This window comes from [Anoxybacillus] calidus (assembly GCF_013760845.1).
GTDB lineage: Bacteria > Bacillota > Bacilli > Bacillales > Anoxybacillaceae > Paranoxybacillus > Paranoxybacillus calidus.
Genome location: NZ_JACDUU010000002.1, coordinates 232,636 through 254,590 on the forward strand (window position 1 = coordinate 232,636; position 21,955 = coordinate 254,590).

Here is a 21,955-nt window from a genome sequence, read left to right on the forward strand (position 1 = left end):
ACATGGTGTGAAAATAAAATATATTCGTCCTTTTACGTTGGCAATCATGTTGCTGGTTATATTCATCATCTTTCAAAATCCTTGGATCGATCAATACGTTCATCATCTGCAAAATACAAGTGTAGAAACAGCAAAACAAAAAGATAAGCTTTATCTTGAAATTGAAGAAAAAGCAAAAAAATACGAAGTGCCTGCTCAAGATGCGAAAATTGATAGAGTTTGGAAAGCTATTCCCGGATATAACGGTTTAAAAGTGGATGTGGATGCTTCTTATAAAAACATGAAAAAATTAGGAACATTTAACGAGCAGATGCTTGTGTATAAACAAATATCCCCGAAAGTTCATTTGGCTGATTTGCCGCCTGAAGCAATTTATCGCGGCCACCCAGAAAAGCCAATGGTTGCTTTTTTAATTAATGTAGCTTGGGGAAATGAGCATATTCCAAAAATGCTTGCAACATTAAAAAAGCATGATGTAAAGGCAACATTTTTCCTAGAGGGACGTTGGGTTAAAAACAACCCAGATATGGCAAAAATGATTGTGGATGCAGGTCATGAAGTTGGCAATCATTCATACAGCCATCCAGATTTAAAAACGATGAGCAATGAAGCGATTCATGAGCAGCTTATACAAACGAATGAAGTCATTGAAGCGACGACAGGAATAAAATGTAAGTGGTTTGCTCCCCCAAGTGGCAGTTATCGAGACGATGTTGTAAAAATTGCTCATAGATTGCACATGGGGACCATTATGTGGAGCGTTGATACAATTGATTGGCAAAAACCTTCTCCATCTGTTATAGTTGAACGAGTAATGTCTAAGATTCATCCAGGTGCGATGGTGTTGATGCACCCAACTGCACCTACTGCACAAGCACTAGATTCGCTTATTGTCTCGATTAAAAAGAAAAAATACGAAATTTCTAATGTGTCAACATTATTAGACGAAGAAAGAATTGTAAGAAAATAGGAGGAACGGCATTGGTTAAAAAGTATACGTGTCAAAATGGAGTAAGAATTGTTCTCGAACAAATTCCAACTATGCGTTCAGTTGCCATCGGTATATGGATAGGAACGGGGTCACGCAATGAAAACGAGCAAAATAATGGAATTTCTCACTTTTTAGAACATATGTTTTTTAAAGGAACAAAAACGCGCAGTGCCCGGGAAATTGCTGAGGCGTTTGACAGCATCGGAGGGCAAGTGAACGCCTTCACGTCAAAAGAGTATACATGCTACTATGCGAAAGTGTTAGATGAACACGCAGGTTTCGCTTTAGAAATGCTGGCGGATATGTTCTTTAACTCCACATTTGTTGAAGAAGAATTAAAGAAGGAGAAAAATGTTGTATTAGAAGAAATTAAAATGTACGAAGATACTCCTGACGATATTGTTCACGATTTATTAAGCAAGGCTTGCTACGCCAACCATTCACTTGGTTATCCAATTTTAGGGACGGAGCAAACATTAAATACATTTACAGGCGATACACTGCGCGAATATATGGCGGAAAATTATACGCCAGATAAGGTGGTCATTTCTGTTGCCGGAAATGTGGAAGAAAGCTTTATCCATGAAATTGAAAAATATTTCGGTTCGTTCGAAGCAAAACAAAAAGCCCGTCAGATGGTTGCACCTGTTTTTCAGCCGCAAAAACTGGCCCGGAAAAAAGAAACAGAGCAAGCTCATTTATGCATCGGTTTTAACGGTTTGCCTGTTGGACATAAAGATATTTATAGCTTAATTATACTTAACAATATTTTAGGCGGCAGCATGAGCAGCCGTTTATTCCAAGAAGTGCGCGAGCAGCGCGGTTTAGCCTATTCCGTATTTTCTTATCATTCTTCTTATCAAGATGGGGGATTGTTGACGATTTACGGCGGTACGGGCAGCAACCAGCTAGATTTATTATTCGAAACGATTCAAGAGACAGTGCAAAAGCTGAAAGAAGACGGTATTACGTCGAAAGAACTGCAAAATAGCAAAGAACAGATGAAAGGCAGCTTAATGCTTAGCCTGGAAAGCACAAACAGCCGCATGAGCCGCAATGGAAAAAATGAACTTTTATTAGGCCGTCACCGTTCGCTCGATGAAATAATTGAATGTATTAATAACGTCACTGAAGACAGTGTGAATAAGTTAGCAAAGCAAATTTTCAGTGAAGATTTTGCCGTAGCGCTTATTAGTCCAACTGGACAGCTTCCAAAAGCGCTTCAACATTAACAAGAAATGCCTGCAAGTTTTTACTTGCAGGCATTTTTTTTTCTATTGTCTCTTACAATGATAGAAAGGTGACAAAGGAGGGGTTGACATAATGAGGTTAAGCGAGCTGAGCGGCAAGGAGATTGTGGATGTGAAACGAGCAGAACGATTAGGGGTTTTAGGGCAGACAGATTTGGAAATAAACGAGCAAACGGGACAAATTCAAGCATTACTTATTCCAACGTCAAAATGGTTCGGTTTTCGAAAGGAAGGAAATGAGATTCGCGTTCCTTGGCAATACATTAAAAAAATTGGGTCTGATATGATTATCATTGATTTTCCTGATGAATAAGTGCCATTTCAGCAAAAGGGGCTGACCTGTAAGTGTCTGATCTCACGTGCAATATCATTTTTTATTCGGTGTTATGTACTATGTATGATTGGTTAAGGGGTTCGACACTTTACTTGGGTCGGCCTCTTTTTTTATTTTTTATTACATTCACCTATTTCCTCTGTTGTTCATAAGATGTGAGAGAAAACGAGGCTCTTTAGGCAAAAATCTAGTTTCAAATAAGAAGGTGAGTCATAAAATGCTGACGGGAATGCACGTTGCCATAATAGGCGGAGATGCCAGACAGTTGGAAGTCATTCGTAAATTGATAGAGTTGGATGCCAAATTATCTTTAATAGGCTTCGATCAATTAGATCATGGGTTTACAGGTGCGACAAAAGTTCAAATCGATGAGGTCGATTTTTCCGATTTAGATGCAATTATTTTACCGGTTCCCGGTACAAATCTCGAAGGGCAAGTTGACACAGTTTTCTCAAATGAAAAAGTGTTTTTAACAGAAGAGATGCTGTTAAAAACACCGAAACACTGCACCATTTACTCTGGAATAAGTAACAGTTACCTTGAACAGTTAATGAAAGCTACAAATCGGAAACACGTGCAGTTATTTGAGAGAGATGATGTAGCCATCTACAATTCTATACCAACAGTTGAAGGAACCATTATGATAGTCATTCAACATACCGACTTTACGATTCACGGTTCTCACGTTGTTGTCTTAGGATTAGGAAGAGTTGGAATGAGCGTAGCACGTACGTTTGCCGCCTTAGGGGCGAAAGTAAAAGTGGGAGCACGGCGCTCGGAGCATATCGCACGCATTACAGAGATGGGATTATATCCTTTTCATCTTAACGACTTAGAAAAAGAAGTAACAGATATCGATATATGTATTAATACGATTCCCCATATGGTTGTTACAGCCAGCGTTATTTCGAAAATGCCGGCTCACACGTTAATTGTTGATCTTGCTTCTAAACCTGGAGGCACCGATTTTCGTTATGCCGAAAAGAGAGGCATTAAAGCGTTGCTCGCTCCCGGACTGCCGGGAATTGTTGCCCCGAAAACAGCGGGGCAGATTGTTGCCAATGTGTTAGCGCAGCTGCTTTCAGAAGATTTAAAAATACGAGAGGGGAAATGATTTATGAGTTTACAAGGAAAACGAATCGGTTTTGGCTTAACAGGCTCTCACTGCACATATGATGAAGTAATACCGGAAATTGAAAAATTAGTGGAAGAAGGCGCGGAAGTTTTACCGATTGTTACGTATACAGTGCAAACGACAAATACCCGTTTTGGAGACGGAGCGGATTGGGTGAAAAAATTAGAAGAAATCACAGGGAATAAAGTCATTGATACGATCGTTAAAGCAGAGCCACTCGGGCCCAAAATTCCGCTTGATTGTATGGTCATTGCTCCTTTGACAGGAAACTCGATGAGCAAACTTGCTAATGCAATGACCGACTCTCCAGTATTAATGGCAGCAAAGGCAACGATGCGCGGTCATCGGCCGGTTGTTGTTGGCATTTCAACAAATGATGCACTAGGTTTAAATGGGGTCAATTTAATGCGTCTCATGGCTGCAAAAAATATTTATTTCATTCCGTTCGGTCAAGATGCACCGCAAACAAAGCCAAATTCCATGGTAGCGAGAATGTCGCTTTTACGCGATACGGTTATTGCTGCGCTTGAAGGTAGACAGCTCCAGCCAGTCATTATCGAAAAGTTCCGTGACAGTGAGATTTAATAAATAAGCATCGGAGAGAAAATTTATGCGATGAGTAAAATTTTTCTCTCCTTTATAGATGAATGTGCTAAAATAAATGTTATTAAAATGCTATGAATATAATATTTATCTTAGATCGGAAGGAGAAATCGTCATGGAACAAAAAGGATTGCATGTTGCTGTTGTCGGAGCAACAGGCGCTGTTGGTCAACAAATGATTCGTACATTAGAAAACAGAAACTTCCCAATTGCTAAATTAACATTATTATCATCAGAGCGTTCTGCTGGTAAAAGAGTAGTTTTTAAAGGAGAAGAAATTACTGTACAAGTAGCAAAGCCAGAAAGCTTTGAAGGTGTGGATATTGCATTATTTAGCGCTGGAGGCTCTGTTTCAAAAGAATTGGCCCCAGAAGCAGTTAAACGGGGGGCTGTTGTAGTTGATAATACGAGCGCTTTCCGTATGGATGAAAATGTACCGCTTGTCGTACCTGAGGTAAATGAAGAAGATTTAAAATGGCATAACGGTATTATTGCTAATCCGAACTGCTCAACCATTCAAATGGTCGTAGCGCTTGAACCGATTCGGAAGGCATTCGGCTTGAAAAAAGTGATTGTTTCCACGTATCAAGCTGTATCTGGTGCGGGAGCACAAGCGATTGAAGAGCTTCAATCACAATCAAAAGCTGTCCTTGAAGGTAAAGAGTTTACACCGGAAATTTTACCAGTTAAATCTGATAAAAAACATTACCAAATAGCGTTTAATGCGATTCCGCAAATTGATAAATTTCAAGAGAATGGTTTTACATTTGAAGAAATGAAAATGATTAATGAAACAAAAAAAATTATGCATATGCCAGAGTTGGAAGTAGCGGCAACGTGCGTGCGAATTCCAGTGATCACAGGGCATTCTGAGTCCGTATATATCGAAGTCGAAAAAGCGAATGTAACAATTGAAGATGTGAAAAGCGTATTGAAAGATGCCCCTGGCGTTGTGTTGCAAGATGAACCGGCTGAGCAGCTTTATCCAATGCCTGCTGACTGCGTTGGCAAAAATGATGTATTTGTTGGCCGTATTCGTAAAGATTTAGACCGCGATTATGGATTCCATTTATGGATTGTATCTGATAACTTATTAAAAGGAGCAGCATGGAATTCTGTACAAATTGCCGAAAGTTTGCTTAAATTAGGTCTTGTGAAGGCGTAAAATCGAAAAGCATCAAGTTTTCTTCAATATTAATCGGGGTGTTACAATGAAAATCATTGTTCAAAAGTTTGGCGGTACATCGGTCCGTGATGAACACGGACGAGAATTAGCACGCAAGCATATTATGCGAGCATTAGATGAAGGTTATAAAGTCGTCGTTGTTGTTTCTGCAATGGGCAGAAAAGGAGAACCGTATGCAACCGATACGCTTTTAAGTCTAATTGACGGTAGTCACTCTTATGTTAGCAAGCGTGAGCAAGATATGCTTATGGCTTGCGGTGAAATTATTTCAAGTGTTGTTTTTAGCAATATGCTGAACATGCACGGAATTAAAGCAACGGCATTAACTGGTGCGCAAGCTGGCTTTTGTACCAATGCAGATCATACAAATGCGAAAATTATTGAGATGCGCTGCGACCGTTTGTTAAAGACGTTAGAGGAATATGAAGTTGTTGTTGTTGCTGGTTTCCAGGGGGCAACAAAAGACGGAGATGTTACAACAATTGGTCGCGGTGGCAGCGATACATCAGCAGCTGCGCTTGGGGCGGCATTAAATGCCGAGTGGATCGATATTTTTACCGATGTTGAAGGAGTTATGACAGCGGATCCGCGTATTGTCGAAAACGCGCGCCCACTTGATGTCGTGACGTATACAGAAATTTGTAATATGGCGTATCAAGGGGCGAAAGTGATTCATCCGCGCGCTGTGGAAATCGCGATGCAGGCAAAAGTTCCGATTCGTATAAGGTCAACCTATTCCGATGCTCCAGGAACGCTTGTCACTTCGCTTGTAAAAGGGAATAAAGGAAGTGATGTAAAGGAGCGTCTAGTAACAGGAATTGCCCATGTGTCCAATATTACGCAAATTAAAGTATATGCAAAAGAAGGACACTATGAATTGCAGTCTGATGTGTTTAAAGCGATGGCAAATGAAGGAATTAGTGTAGACTTTATTAACATCTCTCCAAACGGTGTTGTGTACACAGTTGCTGGAGAGATGACGGAGCGCGCTGTTGCGGCATTGCGGAAAATCGGCTATGAGCCTGTCGTAACAAAAGGATGCGCGAAAGTTTCTACTGTCGGTGCAGGAATTGCTGGAGTTCCTGGGGTTACAGCCAAAATCGTAACCGCTCTTTCAGAACAAGGCATTCAAATTTTGCAATCGGCTGACAGCCATACAACGATTTGGGTCCTTGTCAAAGAAGAAGATTTAAAGAAAGCTGTGAATGCATTGCACGAAGCTTTTCATCTCTCCGAAGAACCGCAAGAAGTAGATAAATATAAATACGAATGAGGAGTGAAAGCGTTGATTCAATTCGGTAAAGTCGTCACAGCGATGGTGACGCCATTTGATAGTAAAGGAAATATCGATTTTGCAAAAACAACGCAACTTGTCAATTACTTAATTGACAACGGGACGGATTCTCTCGTTGTCGCAGGGACGACAGGTGAATCTCCAACATTAACTACAGAAGAAAAAGTCGCGTTATTCCGACATGTTGTTTCTGTTGTCAATGGCAGAGTTCCGGTCATTGCTGGAACAGGGAGCAACAATACGCACGCTTCCATCGATTTAACAAAAAAGGCGGAGGAAGCAGGCGTTGATGCTGTGATGCTTGTAGCTCCTTACTATAACAAACCGAATCAAGAAGGACTTTATCAGCATTTTAAGGCGATAGCTGAAAGTACCTCTCTTCCGGTTATGCTATACAATATTCCAGGTCGTTCTGTTGTAAATATGGCTGTTGATACGATTGTTCGCTTGTCAAAAATTCCAAATGTTGTTGCTGTAAAAGATGCAAGTGGCAATTTGGATGCGATGACAGAAATTATTGCTAATACAGATGAAGATTTTATGTTATATAGCGGTGATGACGGATTAACGCTTCCGGTTATGGCGATTGGTGGTCACGGTGTTGTATCCGTTGCATCACACATTATTGGCAATGAAATGCAGGAGATGATTGCTGCATTTGAAAACGGTGAGCGCATGAAGGCAGCAAAGCTTCATCAAAAATTACTACCAATCATGAAAGGGCTCTTTGCTGCACCGAACCCAGTGCCTGTAAAAACAGCGTTGCAAATGAAAGGATTGGATGTGGGTTCTGTTCGCTTGCCGCTTGTTCCATTGACAGAGCAGGAGCGAGTACAGCTTGCTAACCTTTTAAATGTTTTATAATTTGATCTTACTAAGGGTCAGATTTCCTCGAATGACGATCATAATGGAACAGAGTTTTCTATTGTCGTCTGAGGGAGCTGGCCCTTTCCTTTTTGTAACATGACTGAATGTATGTTCAACAAATTATCTTGTATTCCAAATCTTGCATCAGTTATAATAAACTCAAGTGACTTTGAGCGGGTTAGTATCTTCATAGGAGGACGTAGCATTGAGTACAAAATATGCAGAAAAAATAAGAGTGTTTTCCCTTGGGGGAGTTGGGGAAATCGGAAAAAATATGTATGTCGTTGAGGTTGATGACGACATTTTTGTCATTGATGCAGGAATTATGTTTCCGGAAGATGAAATGTTAGGAATTGATATGGTCATTCCTGACATCTCTTACCTTGTGGAACGTCAAGAGCGAATTAAAGGTATATTTCTTACGCACGGTCATGAAGAGCATATCGGAGCGATTGCTTATGTTTTGCGGAAAATCAATGTTCCGGTCTATGCAACGAAACTAACGCTTGCATTAGTCGAAGAAAAGTTGAAAGAACATGGTGTTACAGTGCGTGCGCAGTTAAATGAAGTTCATTCCGATTCCGTAGTGACTTTTGAGAAAGCGAAAATGACATTTTTCCGAACGATTCACAGCATTCCTGACTCAATCGGAATCAGCATTCACACGTCACAAGGGGCCATTGTCTATACGGGCGATTTTAAATTTGACCAAACTCCATATGGCATAAACCGGGTTGATTTAGGGAAAATGGCGCAAATCGGCGATCAAGGCGTATTATGTTTACTTTCAGACAGCACGAATGCGGAAAGACCTGGATATACCGGATCCGATACCGTTGTTGCTCAAGAGATTGCTGATGTTGTTTATGATGCACGTGGCAGGGTGATTGTCGCATGCTATGCGTCAAATATTACGAGAATCCAACAAGTATTAAATGCGGCAAAAAAACATCGACGGAAAGTTGCCATTGTCGGCCGCAGCATGCATAGAGTAATGGATATTGCCCTTCGGCTTGGTTATTTGCAAATTCCTGATAAGCTTGTGATTTCGATTAACGATATTCATCAATATGAAGATAAAGAGCTCGTTATATTGACAACAGGCGGCCATGGAGAGCCGATGGGAGTGTTAGCGCGTATGGCGAAGCAAGCGCATAAACAAGTTAATATTAAGGAAGGCGATACGGTCATTATCGCTGCTTCGCCGATGCCTGGAAATGAGCTTATTGTTTCCAAAACAATCGACGCCTTGTATCGCGCCGGTGCGAATGTAATTTACGGACAGCGAAACGTACATGTTTCCGGACATGGAAGTCAAGAAGAATTAAAATTAATGCTTAATTTAATGAAACCGAAATATTTTATTCCTGTTCATGGCGAATATCGTATGCAAAAAGCGCATGCGAAGCTGGCAAAGGCGGTTGGAATTGCTGAGGACCAAACATTTTTAATTGATAAGGGAGATGTTATCGAGTTTCGCAATGGTCAAGCCCGTTATGGTGGAAAAGTACCATGTGGCAATATTCTCATCGATGGGTTAGGAATCGGTGATGTTGGAAATATTGTATTACGCGATCGTCGCCTGCTTTCGCAAGACGGGATTTTAATTGTTGTGGTTACGCTTAGTAAAGAAGCAAAGAAAATCATTGCTGGGCCGGAAATTATTTCCCGCGGTTTTGTCTATGTAAGGGAATCAGAGACTCTTCTTGATGAGGCAACCAAAATCGTTGCAGATATCGTCAACAAATGTATGCAGGACTATATCATTGAATGGTCGTCGCTCAAGTCGAATATTCGTGAGGCGTTAAACCAGTATTTATTTGAAAAGACAAAGCGTAAACCGATGATTTTACCAATCATTATGGAAATATAACACGATCATGCTCAAAGTCTGTCAAAAATGCTGATTGAACAGTTTCGTTCAATCAGCATTTTTATTTTATCAATAGAACATACTAACAGTATCATCATATGAAAGGAGCATGAAAATGAACAAGGAGCGATACATAGCTTCCGAACAAGAAGAGCAGCAAGAAGAAACGAAGAAAGAAAACGTTGCGGAAATGATTCAACAATTAGGACAAACGAACGTGCCGCAAATGACACCAGATTCAAACATTCATTGCTTAACAATCGTCGGACAAATCGAGGGGCATATTCAGCTTCCTCCGCAAAATAAGACAACAAAATATGAACACGTTATTCCGCAAATTGTGGCGATTGAACAAAATTCGAACATCGAAGGGCTGCTTGTTTTGTTGAATACAGTTGGTGGAGATGTGGAAGCAGGGTTGGCGATTGCAGAAATGCTTGCCTCTTTATCCAAACCAACCGTTTCCGTTGTGTTAGGTGGAGGACATTCCATCGGTGTACCTATCGCGGTTTCTTGTGATTATTCATTTATCGTGGAAACGGCAACAATGACTATTCACCCGATTCGTTTAACAGGTCTTGTCATTGGAGTACCGCAAACATTTGAGTATTTAGATAAAATGCAGGAACGAGTTGTCAGATTTGTGACGAAACATTCGAATATTAGCGAGGAAAAGTTCAAGGAATTAATGTTTTCCAAAGGGAATTTAACGCGTGATATCGGTACAAATGTAGTTGGCTTAGATGCTGTGAAGTATGGGTTAATCGATGAAGTTGGCGGCGTATCACAGGCGATGAAAAAATTGCGGGAGTTAATTGAAGTAAATAAAAGAGAAGAAGGAAAGATGTTGCAATGATTTTATATACGCTGATGCCACAAGAGCTTATATTTCAAACGACTTCTGCAGAGTATGCAAAACAGCAGCTTGTTTATTATGACGGCATACCATTGCTAGTACGAGAAACGGAAGCAAAAGAATATGAAATTGTTCGCAATTTAAGTACAAATCCACAACATTTTTTACAATCTAAATATTCACCAGGAATGAGGATCTTACCAACCACGATAACCTCATAATCAACTCCTGTATTTTCGCCATTTGTGATATAATGAGAATAAAGGGGCTGACCCATAAGTGTCTGACCTCATGTGCATTTCACAATATATAGTTCATTCATGTTATTGTCCTATATATTGTGTTGTGGGGTCTGACACTTTACTTTTGGGTCAGCCTCTATTTCAAGTTTTATGTTGGAGTGACAGACAATGGCAAAACGTAAACGACGACAACAAAAAAGTAACGAGCAGTGGAAGACAACGCTTCGCTTAGAGTTAACAGGACTTACTATGTTAGCTGTTTCCGTGATTGCCATGGCGCATCTCGGACTAGTAGGAAAAACGTTTGTCTTTCTCATGCGTTTTTTTATGGGCGAATGGTACATACTTGCATTAATTGGCTTGTTCGTTTTATCGCTTTATTTAATTTGGAGGAGGACGTGGCCTTCTTTTACACATCGCTCATTAATCGGCATATATATTGTTGTCATGGCAATGTTATTATTAAGCCACCAAACGTTATTTGAACTTCTGTCGCGGCAAGGGAAATTTGCCGACCCAAGCATTGTGCGAACGACATGGGAGCTGTTTTGGATGGAGGTACGCGGCGAATCTTCTTTTACTGATTTAGGCGGTGGTATGATCGGGGCCATTCTTTTTGCAGCAAGCTATTATTTATTTGATGAACTTGGAACAAAATGGATTTCCTTTTTGCTCATTATAGTCGGTATCGCATTCATCACCGGAAAATCGCTGCATGAAACAGTTGGAAAAGCGATTGGCTTCTTTTTATCGTTTGTTCAAAAACAATGGAATGAATTTGTTTCAGATGTAAAACAGGCGTTTACAAAACGAAACACATATAAATCGAAAAAAGTGAAAAGAGCCCATGAAGATGAGAGTTCGACAAAACAAGAAACGATTCAAGATGAAACAACAATGGATGTAGAGGAGCACGAGGAGGCTCATACTCCTCCCATCATTTCTGATTTTAGTACGCACGTCGGAGAAAAGGTTGAAGCGGCATCTGTGGAAGAGGAAGAGCACGAAGAACCTAGCGCACCAATGACATTTTCAGAGATGGAAAATATGGATTACCAATTGCCGCCGCTTGATTTGTTAAATATGCCAAAACCAACTAATCAATCAAAGGATCACGAGAACATTTACGCCAATGCAAGAAAGCTAGAAAAGACGTTTCAAAGCTTTGGTGTAAGAGCAAAAGTAACTCAAGTCCACCTAGGTCCGGCGGTAACAAAATATGAGGTATATCCGGATGTAGGTGTGAAGGTCAGTAAAATCGTCAGCTTAAGCGATGATTTAGCATTAGCGTTAGCCGCGAAAGATATTCGCATTGAAGCACCGATTCCTGGAAAATCGGCGATTGGCATTGAGGTACCGAATGAGGAAATCGCCATGGTATCATTAAGGGAAGTGTTGGAAGCAAAAGAAAATAATAAGCCGGATGCAAAATTGTTGATTGGATTAGGTAGGGACATTTCCGGACAAGCGGTGCTTGCGGAATTAAATAAAATGCCGCACTTGTTAGTAGCAGGTGCGACAGGAAGCGGAAAAAGTGTGTGTATCAATGGAATTATTACAAGTCTCTTAATGCGTACTAAACCGCATGAAGTGAAGATGATGATGATTGACCCTAAAATGGTAGAGCTAAGCGTATATAACGGAATCCCTCACTTGCTTGCTCCTGTAGTGACGGATCCGAAAAAAGCATCGCAGGCGTTAAAGAAAGTCGTCAGCGAAATGGAGCGGCGATATGAGTTATTCTCCCATACAGGGACAAGAAACATTGAAGGATATAATGAATATGTGAGACGTTATAATCAAGAATCGGATGTCAAACAGCCGCTTCTTCCATACATCGTTGTCATTGTTGACGAGTTGGCAGACTTAATGATGGTTGCCTCATCAGATGTCGAAGATTCGATTACACGTCTAGCACAAATGGCTCGTGCTGCCGGTATTCATTTAATTATTGCTACGCAAAGACCATCTGTCGATGTCATTACCGGTGTCATTAAAGCGAACATTCCATCACGAATTGCCTTTAGCGTATCGTCACAAACCGACTCACGGACGATTTTAGATATGGGAGGGGCAGAAAAACTGCTCGGCCGCGGGGATATGTTATTTTTACCAGTCGGGGCTTCCAAGCCGATTCGTGTGCAAGGTGCATTCGTATCGGACAAAGAAGTAGAAGCAGTTGTTAACTTTGTCATTTCACAGCAAAAGGCGCAATATCATGAAGAGATGATCCCGACAGAATCAGATGAAGAGACAGCTGATTTTGATGATGAATTGTATGATGAAGCCGTTCAGCTTGTTATTGAAATGCAAAGCGCTTCCGTTTCGATGCTGCAGCGCCGTTTTCGCATCGGGTATAACCGGGCTGCACGTTTGATAGATGCTATGGAAGCCCGAGGCGTTGTCGGTCCTTATGAAGGAAGTAAACCGCGTGCCGTGTTAATTCCAAAAGAAAATGCAAAAAGTTCATAAAAAGAGGCAGAATGTCTGCCTCTTTTTTATTTATATTATTATTAGGAATGGGAATTATGACATACTATTTAAACCGCTTACATTCGTTTTGTTTTCTACTTTTTTCGACAAAATGTTGATTTACTATTTATTTATAAACAAAAAAATGTTATAGTAATTTCGATTAAACAAAATAGTCGAACATCAGAGGTCTGATATCTTGAAAATATCGTTTTGGAGGATTCGTAATGTCCATCAAGTCAGACAGTCGCCATTTATATTTACAAGTCATTGATCGGCTTAAACATGATATTGAGACAGGAGTTTACAAAGAAAAAGAAAAGTTACCTTCTGAGTTTGAGCTCTCAAAACAATTGGGCGTCAGCCGAGCGACATTGAGAGAAGCTCTTCGTGTTTTAGAAGAGGAAAACGTTATTATTCGCCGTCATGGTGTCGGAACGTTCATTAATTCACGGCCAATGTTTACTTCTGGTATTGAACAATTGAGCAGTGTAACGGATATGATTAAACAAGCAGGACGCAAACCGGGAACGATTTTTCTGTCCTCTTCCATTCAAGGTCCAACTGAGGAAGATGTACGGCGCTTTCGATGTTCAAAAGATGAGGAAATTCTTTTAGTAGAGAGGGTACGGACGGCAAACGGCGAACCGGTTGTCTATTGTGTGGACAAAATTCCATGTAAATATTTACCCCAAGGAATTTCTTATGAGAATGAGTCGTTGTTTGAAAATCTTCATCATCAAGCGAATCGGGATATTGCGTATGCGGTCGCGCATATTGAACCGCTCGGCTACCACGAAAAAGTGTCACCGATTTTAGAATGTGAGCCGGAAACAGCCTTATTAGTTCTTAAACAAATGCACTACGATTACAATGATGAGCCGATTTTATATTCCATTAACTACTTTAAGTCTAATAAATTTAGCTTTCATGTCTTACGAAAGCGCGTATAAAAATGAGAGTTTTTTAAGGAGGTGACATTCTGTTACATAGAAAGTAGAACCTAACAAATAATAAGAAAGTCGATCTATTATTAAACTAGGGGGTAAATAGGATGAAGAAAAAACGTTTTGGCGTAGCTCTTTCTCTTATGTTAGCTGCCGGTGCGCTTTTAGGTGGCTGTGGACAAAAAGATGAGAACAATGCTGGCGGAAACAAGGATACTTTCAGCGTTGCGATGGTTACTGACGTTGGTGGTGTTGACGACAAATCTTTCAACCAATCTGCTTGGGAAGGTTTGCAAAAATTTGGTGAAGATAATGGTATGAAAAAAGGAAAAGGTGGCTATGATTACTTACAATCTCAAAGTGACGCCGATTATACAACAAACTTAAACAAACTTGTAAGAAGCGACTTTGATTTAATTTACGGTATCGGTTTCTTAATGGCTGATGCGATTGGAGAAATTGCTGAACAAAAACCAAAAGCTCAATTTGCCATCGTAGACAGCGTAGTTGAAAAGCCAAATGTAGCAAGCATTACGTTTAAAGAGCATGAAGGTTCTTTCCTAGTTGGTGTTGTTGCTGGTTTAACAACAAAAACAAATAAAATTGGTTTTGTCGGCGGTATGGAAATTCCGTTAATTGAAAAATTCGAAAGCGGTTTCCGCGCAGGTGTTAAAGCAGTTAATCCAAAAGCGACAGTAGAAGTGCAATACGCTGGTGCTTTCGACCAAGCGGATAAAGGTAAAGCAATCGCATCAAGTATGTACGCTTCTGGCATTGACGTCATTTACCATGCAGCAGGTGCTACTGGTAACGGGGTGTTCTCTGAAGCGAAAGACTTAAAAACAAAAGATCCAAATCGCGAACTTTGGGTAATTGGTGTTGATAAAGACCAAGCTCCAGAAGGCGTTGTAAAAGTTGGTGGAAAAGAATACAACGTAACATTAACATCAATGGTTAAGCGTGTTGACGTAGCGGTTTACGACGTCGCGAAGAAAACAAAAGATGGCCAATTCCCTGGCGGCAAAGTAATTGAGTACGGACTTCCAGAAAATGGTGTAGGTATCGCTCCTACTCAAGATAACATTAAACCAGAGGTATTAAAAGCGGTTGACGAATGGAAAGAAAAAATCATCAAAGGTGAAGTGAAAGTACCAAAAACTCGCGATGAATACAAAGAATTCGAAGCGACGTTAAAATAAAACGAACTGAATAAAAAGGCTAGTTTATACTAGCCTTTTTATTCGCAATAAAAACCATTAAATGAAAAGTTACAAAACATTTTGTAGCTTTTCATTTAATGATTTGATTTAAACATTCTCATGCAAGGAGTGAAGGGCGATTGGAATATGTAATTGAGATGCTGAATATACGCAAAGTATTCGGCAATTTCGTAGCGAACGATAATATTACACTTCAATTGAAAAAAGGGGAAATCCATGCCCTGCTTGGAGAAAACGGTGCCGGTAAATCGACACTGATGAACGTCTTATTCGGACTTTATCAACCGGACGGTGGCGAAATTCGTGTTAAGGGACAAACTGTGAAAATCTCTAACCCGAATGTTGCCAATGATCTTGGGATTGGCATGGTGCATCAACATTTTATGCTTGTTGATACATTTACCGTTACAGAAAATATCATTTTAGGAAGCGAGCCGACAAAACTAGGGAAAATCGACATTAAGCGCGCGGAACAAGAAGTGCGTGAGTTGTCTGAGCGTTATGGATTAGCAGTTGATCCGACGGCAAAAATTGCTGATATCTCTGTCGGCATGCAGCAGCGCGTCGAAATTTTAAAAACGTTATATCGCGGCGCAGACATTTTAATTTTTGATGAACCAACAGCGGTATTAACACCGCAAGAAATTCAAGAGCTTATTCAAATTATGAAAGCGCTTGTCAGAGAAGGAAAATCGATTATTTTAATCACTCATAAGTTAAAAGAAATTATGGAAGTGTGCGACCGCGTTACCGTTATTCGCCGAGGTAAAGGAATCGGCACGCTAAATGTGGCGGACACAAATCCGAATGAGCTTGCCGCATTGATGGTTGGTCGTGAAGTTCATTTCAAGACAGAGAAACGAGAAGCCACCCCTGGTAAAGACGTGCTCGAAATTAAAGATTTAGTTGTAAAAGATGCTCGTGGTGTAACCGTTGTTAACCATCTTGATTTAACGGTTCGTGCAGGGGAGATTGTCGGTATTGCTGGTGTGGACGGCAACGGACAATCCGAATTAATTGAAGCGATTACCGGATTAATTAAAGCGGAATCGGGCTCCATAAAATTAAATGGAAAAGAAATTCTTAACTTGCCACCGCGAAAAATTACGGAAGCAGGCGTTGGTCATATCCCGCAAGACCGACATAAACACGGTTTAGTACTTGATTTTCCAATCGGTGAAAATATCGTATTACAAACATATTATCAAGAGCCATATTCGAAAAACGGTATTTTAAACTTTAAAAATATTTATGATAAAGCGCGTCAATTAATTAAAGAATTCGACGTGCGTACACCAGACGAATATACAAAAGCGCGTGCCCTTTCCGGTGGTAACCAACAAAAAGCGATTATCGGTCGTGAGGTCGATCGCAATCCAGATCTTTTGATCGCGGCACAACCGACGCGTGGTCTGGATGTTGGGGCAATTGAGTTTATTCATAAGCGTCTCATTGAACAACGCGATCAAGGAAAAGCGGTACTGCTTGTTTCGTTTGAATTAGATGAAATTATGAATGTAAGTGATCGTATCGCTGTCATTTATGAAGGAAAAATTGTTGCTATTGTTGATCCGAAAGAAATAACAGAGCAAGAGCTTGGCTTATTGATGGCAGGAAGTAAACGGAAGGAAGCAGGTGTTTCTTCATGAGTTCAGGTCGTTTAACGAATTTTCTTATTCCACTGTTAGCGGTATTGCTTGGTGTAATTGTGGGTTCGATTGTGATGGTCATAAGCGGTTATGACCCGATTGCCGGATATTCCGCTCTTTTATACGGAGCGTTTGGTGACAGCTATTATATTGGAGAAACGATTCGTCAAATGACACCATACATTCTTGCTGGTTTAGCTGTCGCGTTTGCCTTCCGTACCGGTCTTTTTAATATCGGTGTAGAAGGACAATTAATTGTTGGTTGGCTGGCTGCTGTATGGGTTGGTGTTGCGTTTGAACTTCCGAAATTTATTCATTTGCCGCTTGCTATTTTAGCAGCAGCAGCGGCAGGAGCGTTATGGGCGCTCATTCCAGGATTCTTAAAAGCACGTTTTAAAGTTCATGAAGTGATTGTTACGATTATGATGAACTACATTGCTTTACATGCGACAAACGCGATTATTCGCTCTGTTTTATCAGATAAAGGCTATAAATCAGAAGAAATTCATGAGTCAGCGTCTTTACGCTCGGAGTTTTTACAATCGATTACCGACTATTCGACGCTTCATTATGGAATCATTATTGCGCTTCTTGCTGCTGTTATTATGTGGTTCTTGCTTGAGAAAACAACAAAAGGATATGAGTTGCGCGCGGTCGGTTTTAACCAGCATGCTTCTCATTATGCCGGTATGAACGTAAGCAACAACATCGTGCTGGCGATGGTCATTTCCGGAGCGTTTGCTGGAGTAGCGGGCGCGATGGAAGGGCTTGGGACATTTGCGAACATTTCTGTTAAAGCAGGGTTTACAGGCGTTGGTTTTGATGGTATCGCCGTCGCTTTACTTGGTGGAAACAACGCATTTGGCATCATTTTATCAGCGCTTCTGTTTGGCGCCTTGAAAGTCGGTGCGCTTGAAATGCCGTCGAGTGCCGGTGTTCCAACAGAACTGGTTGATATTGTCATCGCATTAATCATTTTCTTCGTGGCATCAAGCTATCTTATTCGTTTGTTATTAACTCGGGTAAAAAAGGAGGGAAAATAAGTGGGCGTTTTTGAGATTTTACAAATTATCATACCTTCAGCAATTTTCTTTGCAGCGCCACTTATTTTCACTGCTCTTGGCGGTGTATTCAGTGAACGTTCCGGCGTTGTTAACATTGGATTGGAAGGCTTAATGGTGATCGGTGCGTTTACTGGTGTTGTTTTTAACTTAACGTTTGCTGAACAGTTTGGCGAATTAACGCCTTGGTTGGCATTACTAGTTGCCATGATTGTTGGAGCCGTTTTCTCCTTGCTCCATGCGGTTGCTTCCATCTCGTTCCGCGCTGATCAAGTAGTCAGCGGTGTAGCCATTAACTTTTTAGCGATTGGTTTATCTCTCTTTTTAGTAAAGAAAATGTATGGTAAAGGACAAACAGATCAAATTCAAATTGGATTTGATAAAATTGATATCCCAGTATTAAGCGATATTCCAATTATCGGACCATTGCTTTTTGAAAACGGCTATATTCCGTCTTATATTGCCATCGCATTAGCATTTGTTGTATGGTATGTAATCTTTAAGACACCATTTGGACTGCGTCTTCGCTCTGTTGGAGAGCATCCAATGGCAGCTGATACAATGGGAATTAATGTTGCGAGAATGCGTTACATTGCCGTTATGCTTAGCGGCGCGTTAGCTGGGATTGGCGGAGCGGTATACGCAACAATTATTTCTCGCGACTTTAGCCATGCGACGATTTCTGGTCATGGTTTTATGGCGCTGGCGGCGATGATTTTTGGAAAATGGCATCCATTAGGAGCAATGGGGGCAGCATTGTTCTTTGGATTTGCTCAAAGTTTAAGCATCGTTGGTCAAACGATTCCGTTCTTAAAAGAAGTACCAACAGTGTATTTATTGATTGCCCCATACGTATTAACGATTTTAGCGTTAACTGGTTTTATTGGTCGGGCCGATGCACCAAAAGCGCTAGGTACTCCGTATATAAAAGGAAAACGATAAAAAGACACTATGTAAAAAGAACCCGGTTGGGAAAACCGGGTTCTTTTTATGATATGATTTTCACTCTGCAACTAACAATTACCGGTTAACGTTTTAACTTACTACTGAAAGTAAGGGGAAACAATAAATAAAATGATTTTATCTTTCTAAGAAAATTTTCCAGTTCTTATTTGCATTTTTCTTTTCCAAAAAGGTATATTTGTTGTAAGACTAAAATGATTGGAAACGTGAACAATAAGTACAACTGTGATTGTTTATAACAAGGAGGAGGTTCTTTTGCTAAAAGAAAAAATAACAGCTGTTAACGGTTTAAACGTCCATACCATCCAAACAGATAAATATAAAACAAATACGCTTGTGTTTAAAATGAAAGCTCCGCTTACAAAAGAGACGGTTACACAGCGGGCGCTTTTGCCATACGTACTGCAAAGCGGAACGAAAACCCATCCAACCGCTACAGCCTTACGCAGCTATTTAGATGAACTATATGGTGCGACGTTAAATGTTGATTTAACAAAAAAAGGGGAGCAACATATCATCACGATTCGAGTTGACATTGCAAATGAAAAATTTTTAAAAGACTCAGCGCCATTACTGAACAAAGCTGTGCAATTGCTTAGTGACATCATTCTTCAGCCTGCTCTTGAAAACGGTGAATTTGTTGCGAAAATTGTGGAACAAGAAAAACGTTCTTTAAAGCAACGCATCCAATCTGTTTACGATGATAAAATGCGCTATGCTAACTTGCGTCTTATTGAAGAAATGTGCAAAGGTGAGCCATATGCGCTGCATGTTAATGGAGAATTGAAAGATGTTGATTCCATCACATCGAAAAGTTTGTACGGCTATTATCAAAAAGCATTGCAAGAAGATGAAATGGATTTGTATATTATCGGTGATATCGATGAGGCAGAAGTGCTTGATTTAGTAAAGTCATACTTTCAGTTTGAAAATCGTGCTGTTTCTAATCGAAAGTCGCCAATGACGAAAAAAACGATTACAAATGTTAATGAAGTCATTGAAAAACAGGACGTCAAACAAGGAAAATTAAATATCGGCTACCGCACAAGCATCACATATGAGGATGATCAATATTACGCTTTACAAGTGTTTAACGGCATTTTCGGCGGCTTTTCTCATTCAAAACTGTTTATTAACGTGCGTGAAAAGGCAAGTCTTGCTTACTATGCAGCTTCCCGTCTGGAAAGCCATAAAGGATTATTAATGGTCATGTCGGGGATTGAGCCGAGCAATTATGAAAAAGCAGTGAGTATTATTAAAGAACAAATGGAGGCAATGAAAAAAGGGGCATTTACCGATGAGGAAATTGTGCAAACGAAAGCGGTGATTCGTAATCAACTACTTGAAACGCTTGATACACCAAGAGGGCTTGTTGAAGTGCTGTATCATAATGTTGTTTCGGAAAGAAGGCGTCCAGTTGATGAATGGATTGATGCTATGGAGAAAGTGACGCGTGAAGAAATTATAGAGGTTGCTAATAAAATCGAGCTTGATACGATTTATTTCCTCACAGGAATGGAGGGAGAACAATAATGGAAAAACTTTTTTATGAGCAGCTGCAAGAGGAATTGTATTATGAAAAAATGCCGAACGGTTTAGATGTATATATATTGCCGAAAAAAGGATTTAATAAGACATATGCAACGTTTACAACGAAATACGGCTCAATCGATAATCAATTTGTGCCGCTTGGACAGACGGAAATGAAACGAGTACCGGATGGAATTGCTCACTTTTTAGAGCATAAGCTGTTTGAAAAAGAAGACGGTGATGTATTTCAGCAGTTCAGCAAACAAGGTGCCTCAGCCAATGCCTTTACCTCATTTACGAGAACGGCTTATTTGTTTTCAAGTACAACCAATGTCGAAAAAAACTTGGAAACGCTCATCGACTTTGTCCAAAGTCCATATTTTACAGACAAGACGGTCGAAAAAGAAAAAGGCATTATTGGTCAGGAAATCCGCATGTATGATGACAACCCAGATTGGCGCCTTTACTTTGGCGCGATTCAAAGTATGTACAAAAACCATCCTGTAAGAATTGATATTGCTGGGACTGTTGAATCAATTGCAGAAATTACAAAAGAGCTGCTATATGAATGCTATGAAACATTTTATCATCCGAGCAACATGTTATTATTTGTTGTTGGGCCTGTTGATCAAGAAAAAATCATGCAACAAATTCGTGATAATCAAGCGCGCAAATCATTTAAGCCTGCTATGGAAATTAAGCGTTTTGTTTATAGCGAACCAGAAGATGTTGCCCAAGCCAAACAAGTGATTCCAATGAATGTGCAAACGCCAAAATGTCTTGTCGGTATTAAAGCGAAAAATGTTAGTCACATTGGTAAAGATAAATTAAAGCATGAGCTGGCGATGAATGTGTTATTGGATTATTTATTTGGAAAAAGTTCGCCGCATTATGAACGATTATACAGTGATGGTTTAATTGATGAGACGTTTTCATACGATTATACCGAAGAAACTCAGTTTGGTTTTGCGATTGTCGGCGGTGACACCGCTGAACCGGATCGCTTAGCCGATGAGCTAAAGAAAATCATGTTGACATTCCGTGAACATTCACTTCCTGACCAAGATTTAGAACGGGTCAAAAAGAAAAAAATTGGTGTATTTTTGCGCTCTCTCAATTCTCCTGAATACATTGCCAACCAATTTACGCGTTACGCGTTTCATCAAGTGAGCTTGTTTGATATTGTTTCTGTACTGGAATCGCTAACGTGTCAAGATATTGAACAAGTGGCTAACGAATGCTTTAATGAATCTCAAATTTCTGTTTGTCAAGTTGTTCCAAAAAACGCGAGGGAATAAAGTGTAACTTCATCATTGGGGGGCTTCATCCCCCACTGATGTTAGTTGAACTTATCGCACTTCTAGCGTCCGTAAGACTCCCACCTGTAGAGGTGGGAGTCTTACGGACGATTAGAACGGGATAAACAAGAATCACGACTGACTCTAAGTATCCAACTTCACGTGCAATCCATCATATATAGTG

19 protein-coding genes are annotated in these 21,955 nt (G+C 40.3%); all 19 read left to right on the top strand.

All coding sequences use genetic code 11. The annotated features are described in order from the left end of the window. Positions 1-46 precede the first annotated feature (46 nt). The 19 genes from HNQ85_RS05440 to yfmH all read left to right on the top strand — a co-directional run bounded on the left by HNQ85_RS05440 (position 47) and on the right by yfmH (position 21,771). Entirely contained in the window at positions 47-970 is a 924-nt protein-coding gene (locus HNQ85_RS05440) for a polysaccharide deacetylase family protein (RefSeq protein ID WP_246326803.1), read from the top strand. Between the two features lie 11 nt (positions 971-981). Continuing rightward, positions 982-2,223: a M16 family metallopeptidase gene (locus HNQ85_RS05445; RefSeq protein WP_181536751.1), complete on the top strand. Its 1,242-nt coding sequence runs from the start codon at positions 982-984 to the stop codon at positions 2,221-2,223. A gap of 91 nt (positions 2,224-2,314) precedes the next feature. Beyond that, on the top strand, positions 2,315-2,554 hold the full coding sequence (locus tag HNQ85_RS05450) for a YlmC/YmxH family sporulation protein (protein WP_181536752.1): 240 nt from the start codon (positions 2,315-2,317) through the stop codon (positions 2,552-2,554). A 238-nt stretch (positions 2,555-2,792) separates the two neighbouring features. Next, positions 2,793-3,689 (top strand): dipicolinic acid synthetase subunit A, encoded by an 897-nt coding sequence (gene dpaA, locus HNQ85_RS05455; protein WP_181536753.1) that lies wholly within the window; start codon positions 2,793-2,795, stop codon positions 3,687-3,689. 3 nt (positions 3,690-3,692) lie between these two features. After that, complete coding sequence (locus HNQ85_RS05460; RefSeq protein ID WP_181536754.1) at positions 3,693-4,295, top strand: dipicolinate synthase subunit B; 603 nt, start codon at positions 3,693-3,695, stop codon at positions 4,293-4,295. Between the two features lie 133 nt (positions 4,296-4,428). Beyond that, the gene (gene asd / locus HNQ85_RS05465) at positions 4,429-5,478 is read left to right on the top strand and encodes an aspartate-semialdehyde dehydrogenase (RefSeq protein WP_181536755.1); all 1,050 of its coding nucleotides are present in this window, start codon (positions 4,429-4,431) and stop codon (positions 5,476-5,478) included. Between the two features lie 46 nt (positions 5,479-5,524). Then, positions 5,525-6,772 carry an aspartate kinase gene (gene dapG, locus HNQ85_RS05470; RefSeq protein WP_181536756.1) on the top strand — a complete coding sequence of 416 codons (1,248 nt, stop codon included), beginning with the start codon at positions 5,525-5,527 and terminating at the stop codon, positions 6,770-6,772. A gap of 12 nt (positions 6,773-6,784) precedes the next feature. Continuing rightward, the gene (dapA, locus tag HNQ85_RS05475) at positions 6,785-7,657 is read left to right on the top strand and encodes a 4-hydroxy-tetrahydrodipicolinate synthase (protein ID WP_181536757.1); all 873 of its coding nucleotides are present in this window, start codon (positions 6,785-6,787) and stop codon (positions 7,655-7,657) included. A gap of 208 nt (positions 7,658-7,865) precedes the next feature. Beyond that, on the top strand, positions 7,866-9,533 hold the full coding sequence (locus HNQ85_RS05480; protein ID WP_181536758.1) for a ribonuclease J: 1,668 nt from the start codon (positions 7,866-7,868) through the stop codon (positions 9,531-9,533). Positions 9,534-9,648: 115 nt separating this feature from the next. Next, the gene (locus HNQ85_RS05485; protein WP_181536759.1) at positions 9,649-10,389 is read left to right on the top strand and encodes a ClpP family protease; all 741 of its coding nucleotides are present in this window, start codon (positions 9,649-9,651) and stop codon (positions 10,387-10,389) included. Next, complete coding sequence (locus HNQ85_RS05490; protein ID WP_181536760.1) at positions 10,386-10,610, top strand: YlzJ-like family protein; 225 nt, start codon at positions 10,386-10,388, stop codon at positions 10,608-10,610. Before HNQ85_RS05485 ends, HNQ85_RS05490 begins: the two co-directional genes overlap by 4 nt. Before the next feature lie 189 nt (positions 10,611-10,799). After that, positions 10,800-13,103, top strand: coding sequence for a DNA translocase FtsK (locus tag HNQ85_RS05495; protein WP_181536761.1), 2,304 nt, complete (start codon positions 10,800-10,802; stop codon positions 13,101-13,103). 227 nt (positions 13,104-13,330) lie between these two features. Next, a complete protein-coding gene (locus tag HNQ85_RS05500; protein WP_181536762.1) occupies positions 13,331-14,056 on the top strand; it encodes a GntR family transcriptional regulator in 726 nt (241 codons plus the stop codon). 101 nt (positions 14,057-14,157) lie between these two features. Then, the gene (locus tag HNQ85_RS05505) at positions 14,158-15,249 is read left to right on the top strand and encodes a BMP family lipoprotein (protein WP_181536763.1); all 1,092 of its coding nucleotides are present in this window, start codon (positions 14,158-14,160) and stop codon (positions 15,247-15,249) included. A gap of 140 nt (positions 15,250-15,389) precedes the next feature. Then, entirely contained in the window at positions 15,390-16,919 is a 1,530-nt protein-coding gene (locus HNQ85_RS05510) for an ABC transporter ATP-binding protein (RefSeq protein WP_181536764.1), read from the top strand. Further along, a complete protein-coding gene (locus HNQ85_RS05515; protein WP_181536765.1) occupies positions 16,916-17,962 on the top strand; it encodes an ABC transporter permease in 1,047 nt (348 codons plus the stop codon). Before HNQ85_RS05510 ends, HNQ85_RS05515 begins: the two co-directional genes overlap by 4 nt. Beyond that, positions 17,963-18,922, top strand: a complete 960-nt coding sequence (locus HNQ85_RS05520) for an ABC transporter permease subunit (RefSeq protein ID WP_181536766.1) — start codon at positions 17,963-17,965, stop codon at positions 18,920-18,922. Between the two features lie 276 nt (positions 18,923-19,198). Continuing rightward, positions 19,199-20,476: an EF-P 5-aminopentanol modification-associated protein YfmF gene (gene yfmF, locus HNQ85_RS05525; protein ID WP_181536767.1), complete on the top strand. Its 1,278-nt coding sequence runs from the start codon at positions 19,199-19,201 to the stop codon at positions 20,474-20,476. Continuing rightward, the gene (gene yfmH / locus HNQ85_RS05530) at positions 20,476-21,771 is read left to right on the top strand and encodes an EF-P 5-aminopentanol modification-associated protein YfmH (protein ID WP_181536768.1); all 1,296 of its coding nucleotides are present in this window, start codon (positions 20,476-20,478) and stop codon (positions 21,769-21,771) included. The genes yfmF and yfmH overlap by 1 nt, the downstream gene beginning before the upstream one ends. The last annotated feature ends 184 nt before the right edge of the window (positions 21,772-21,955 follow it).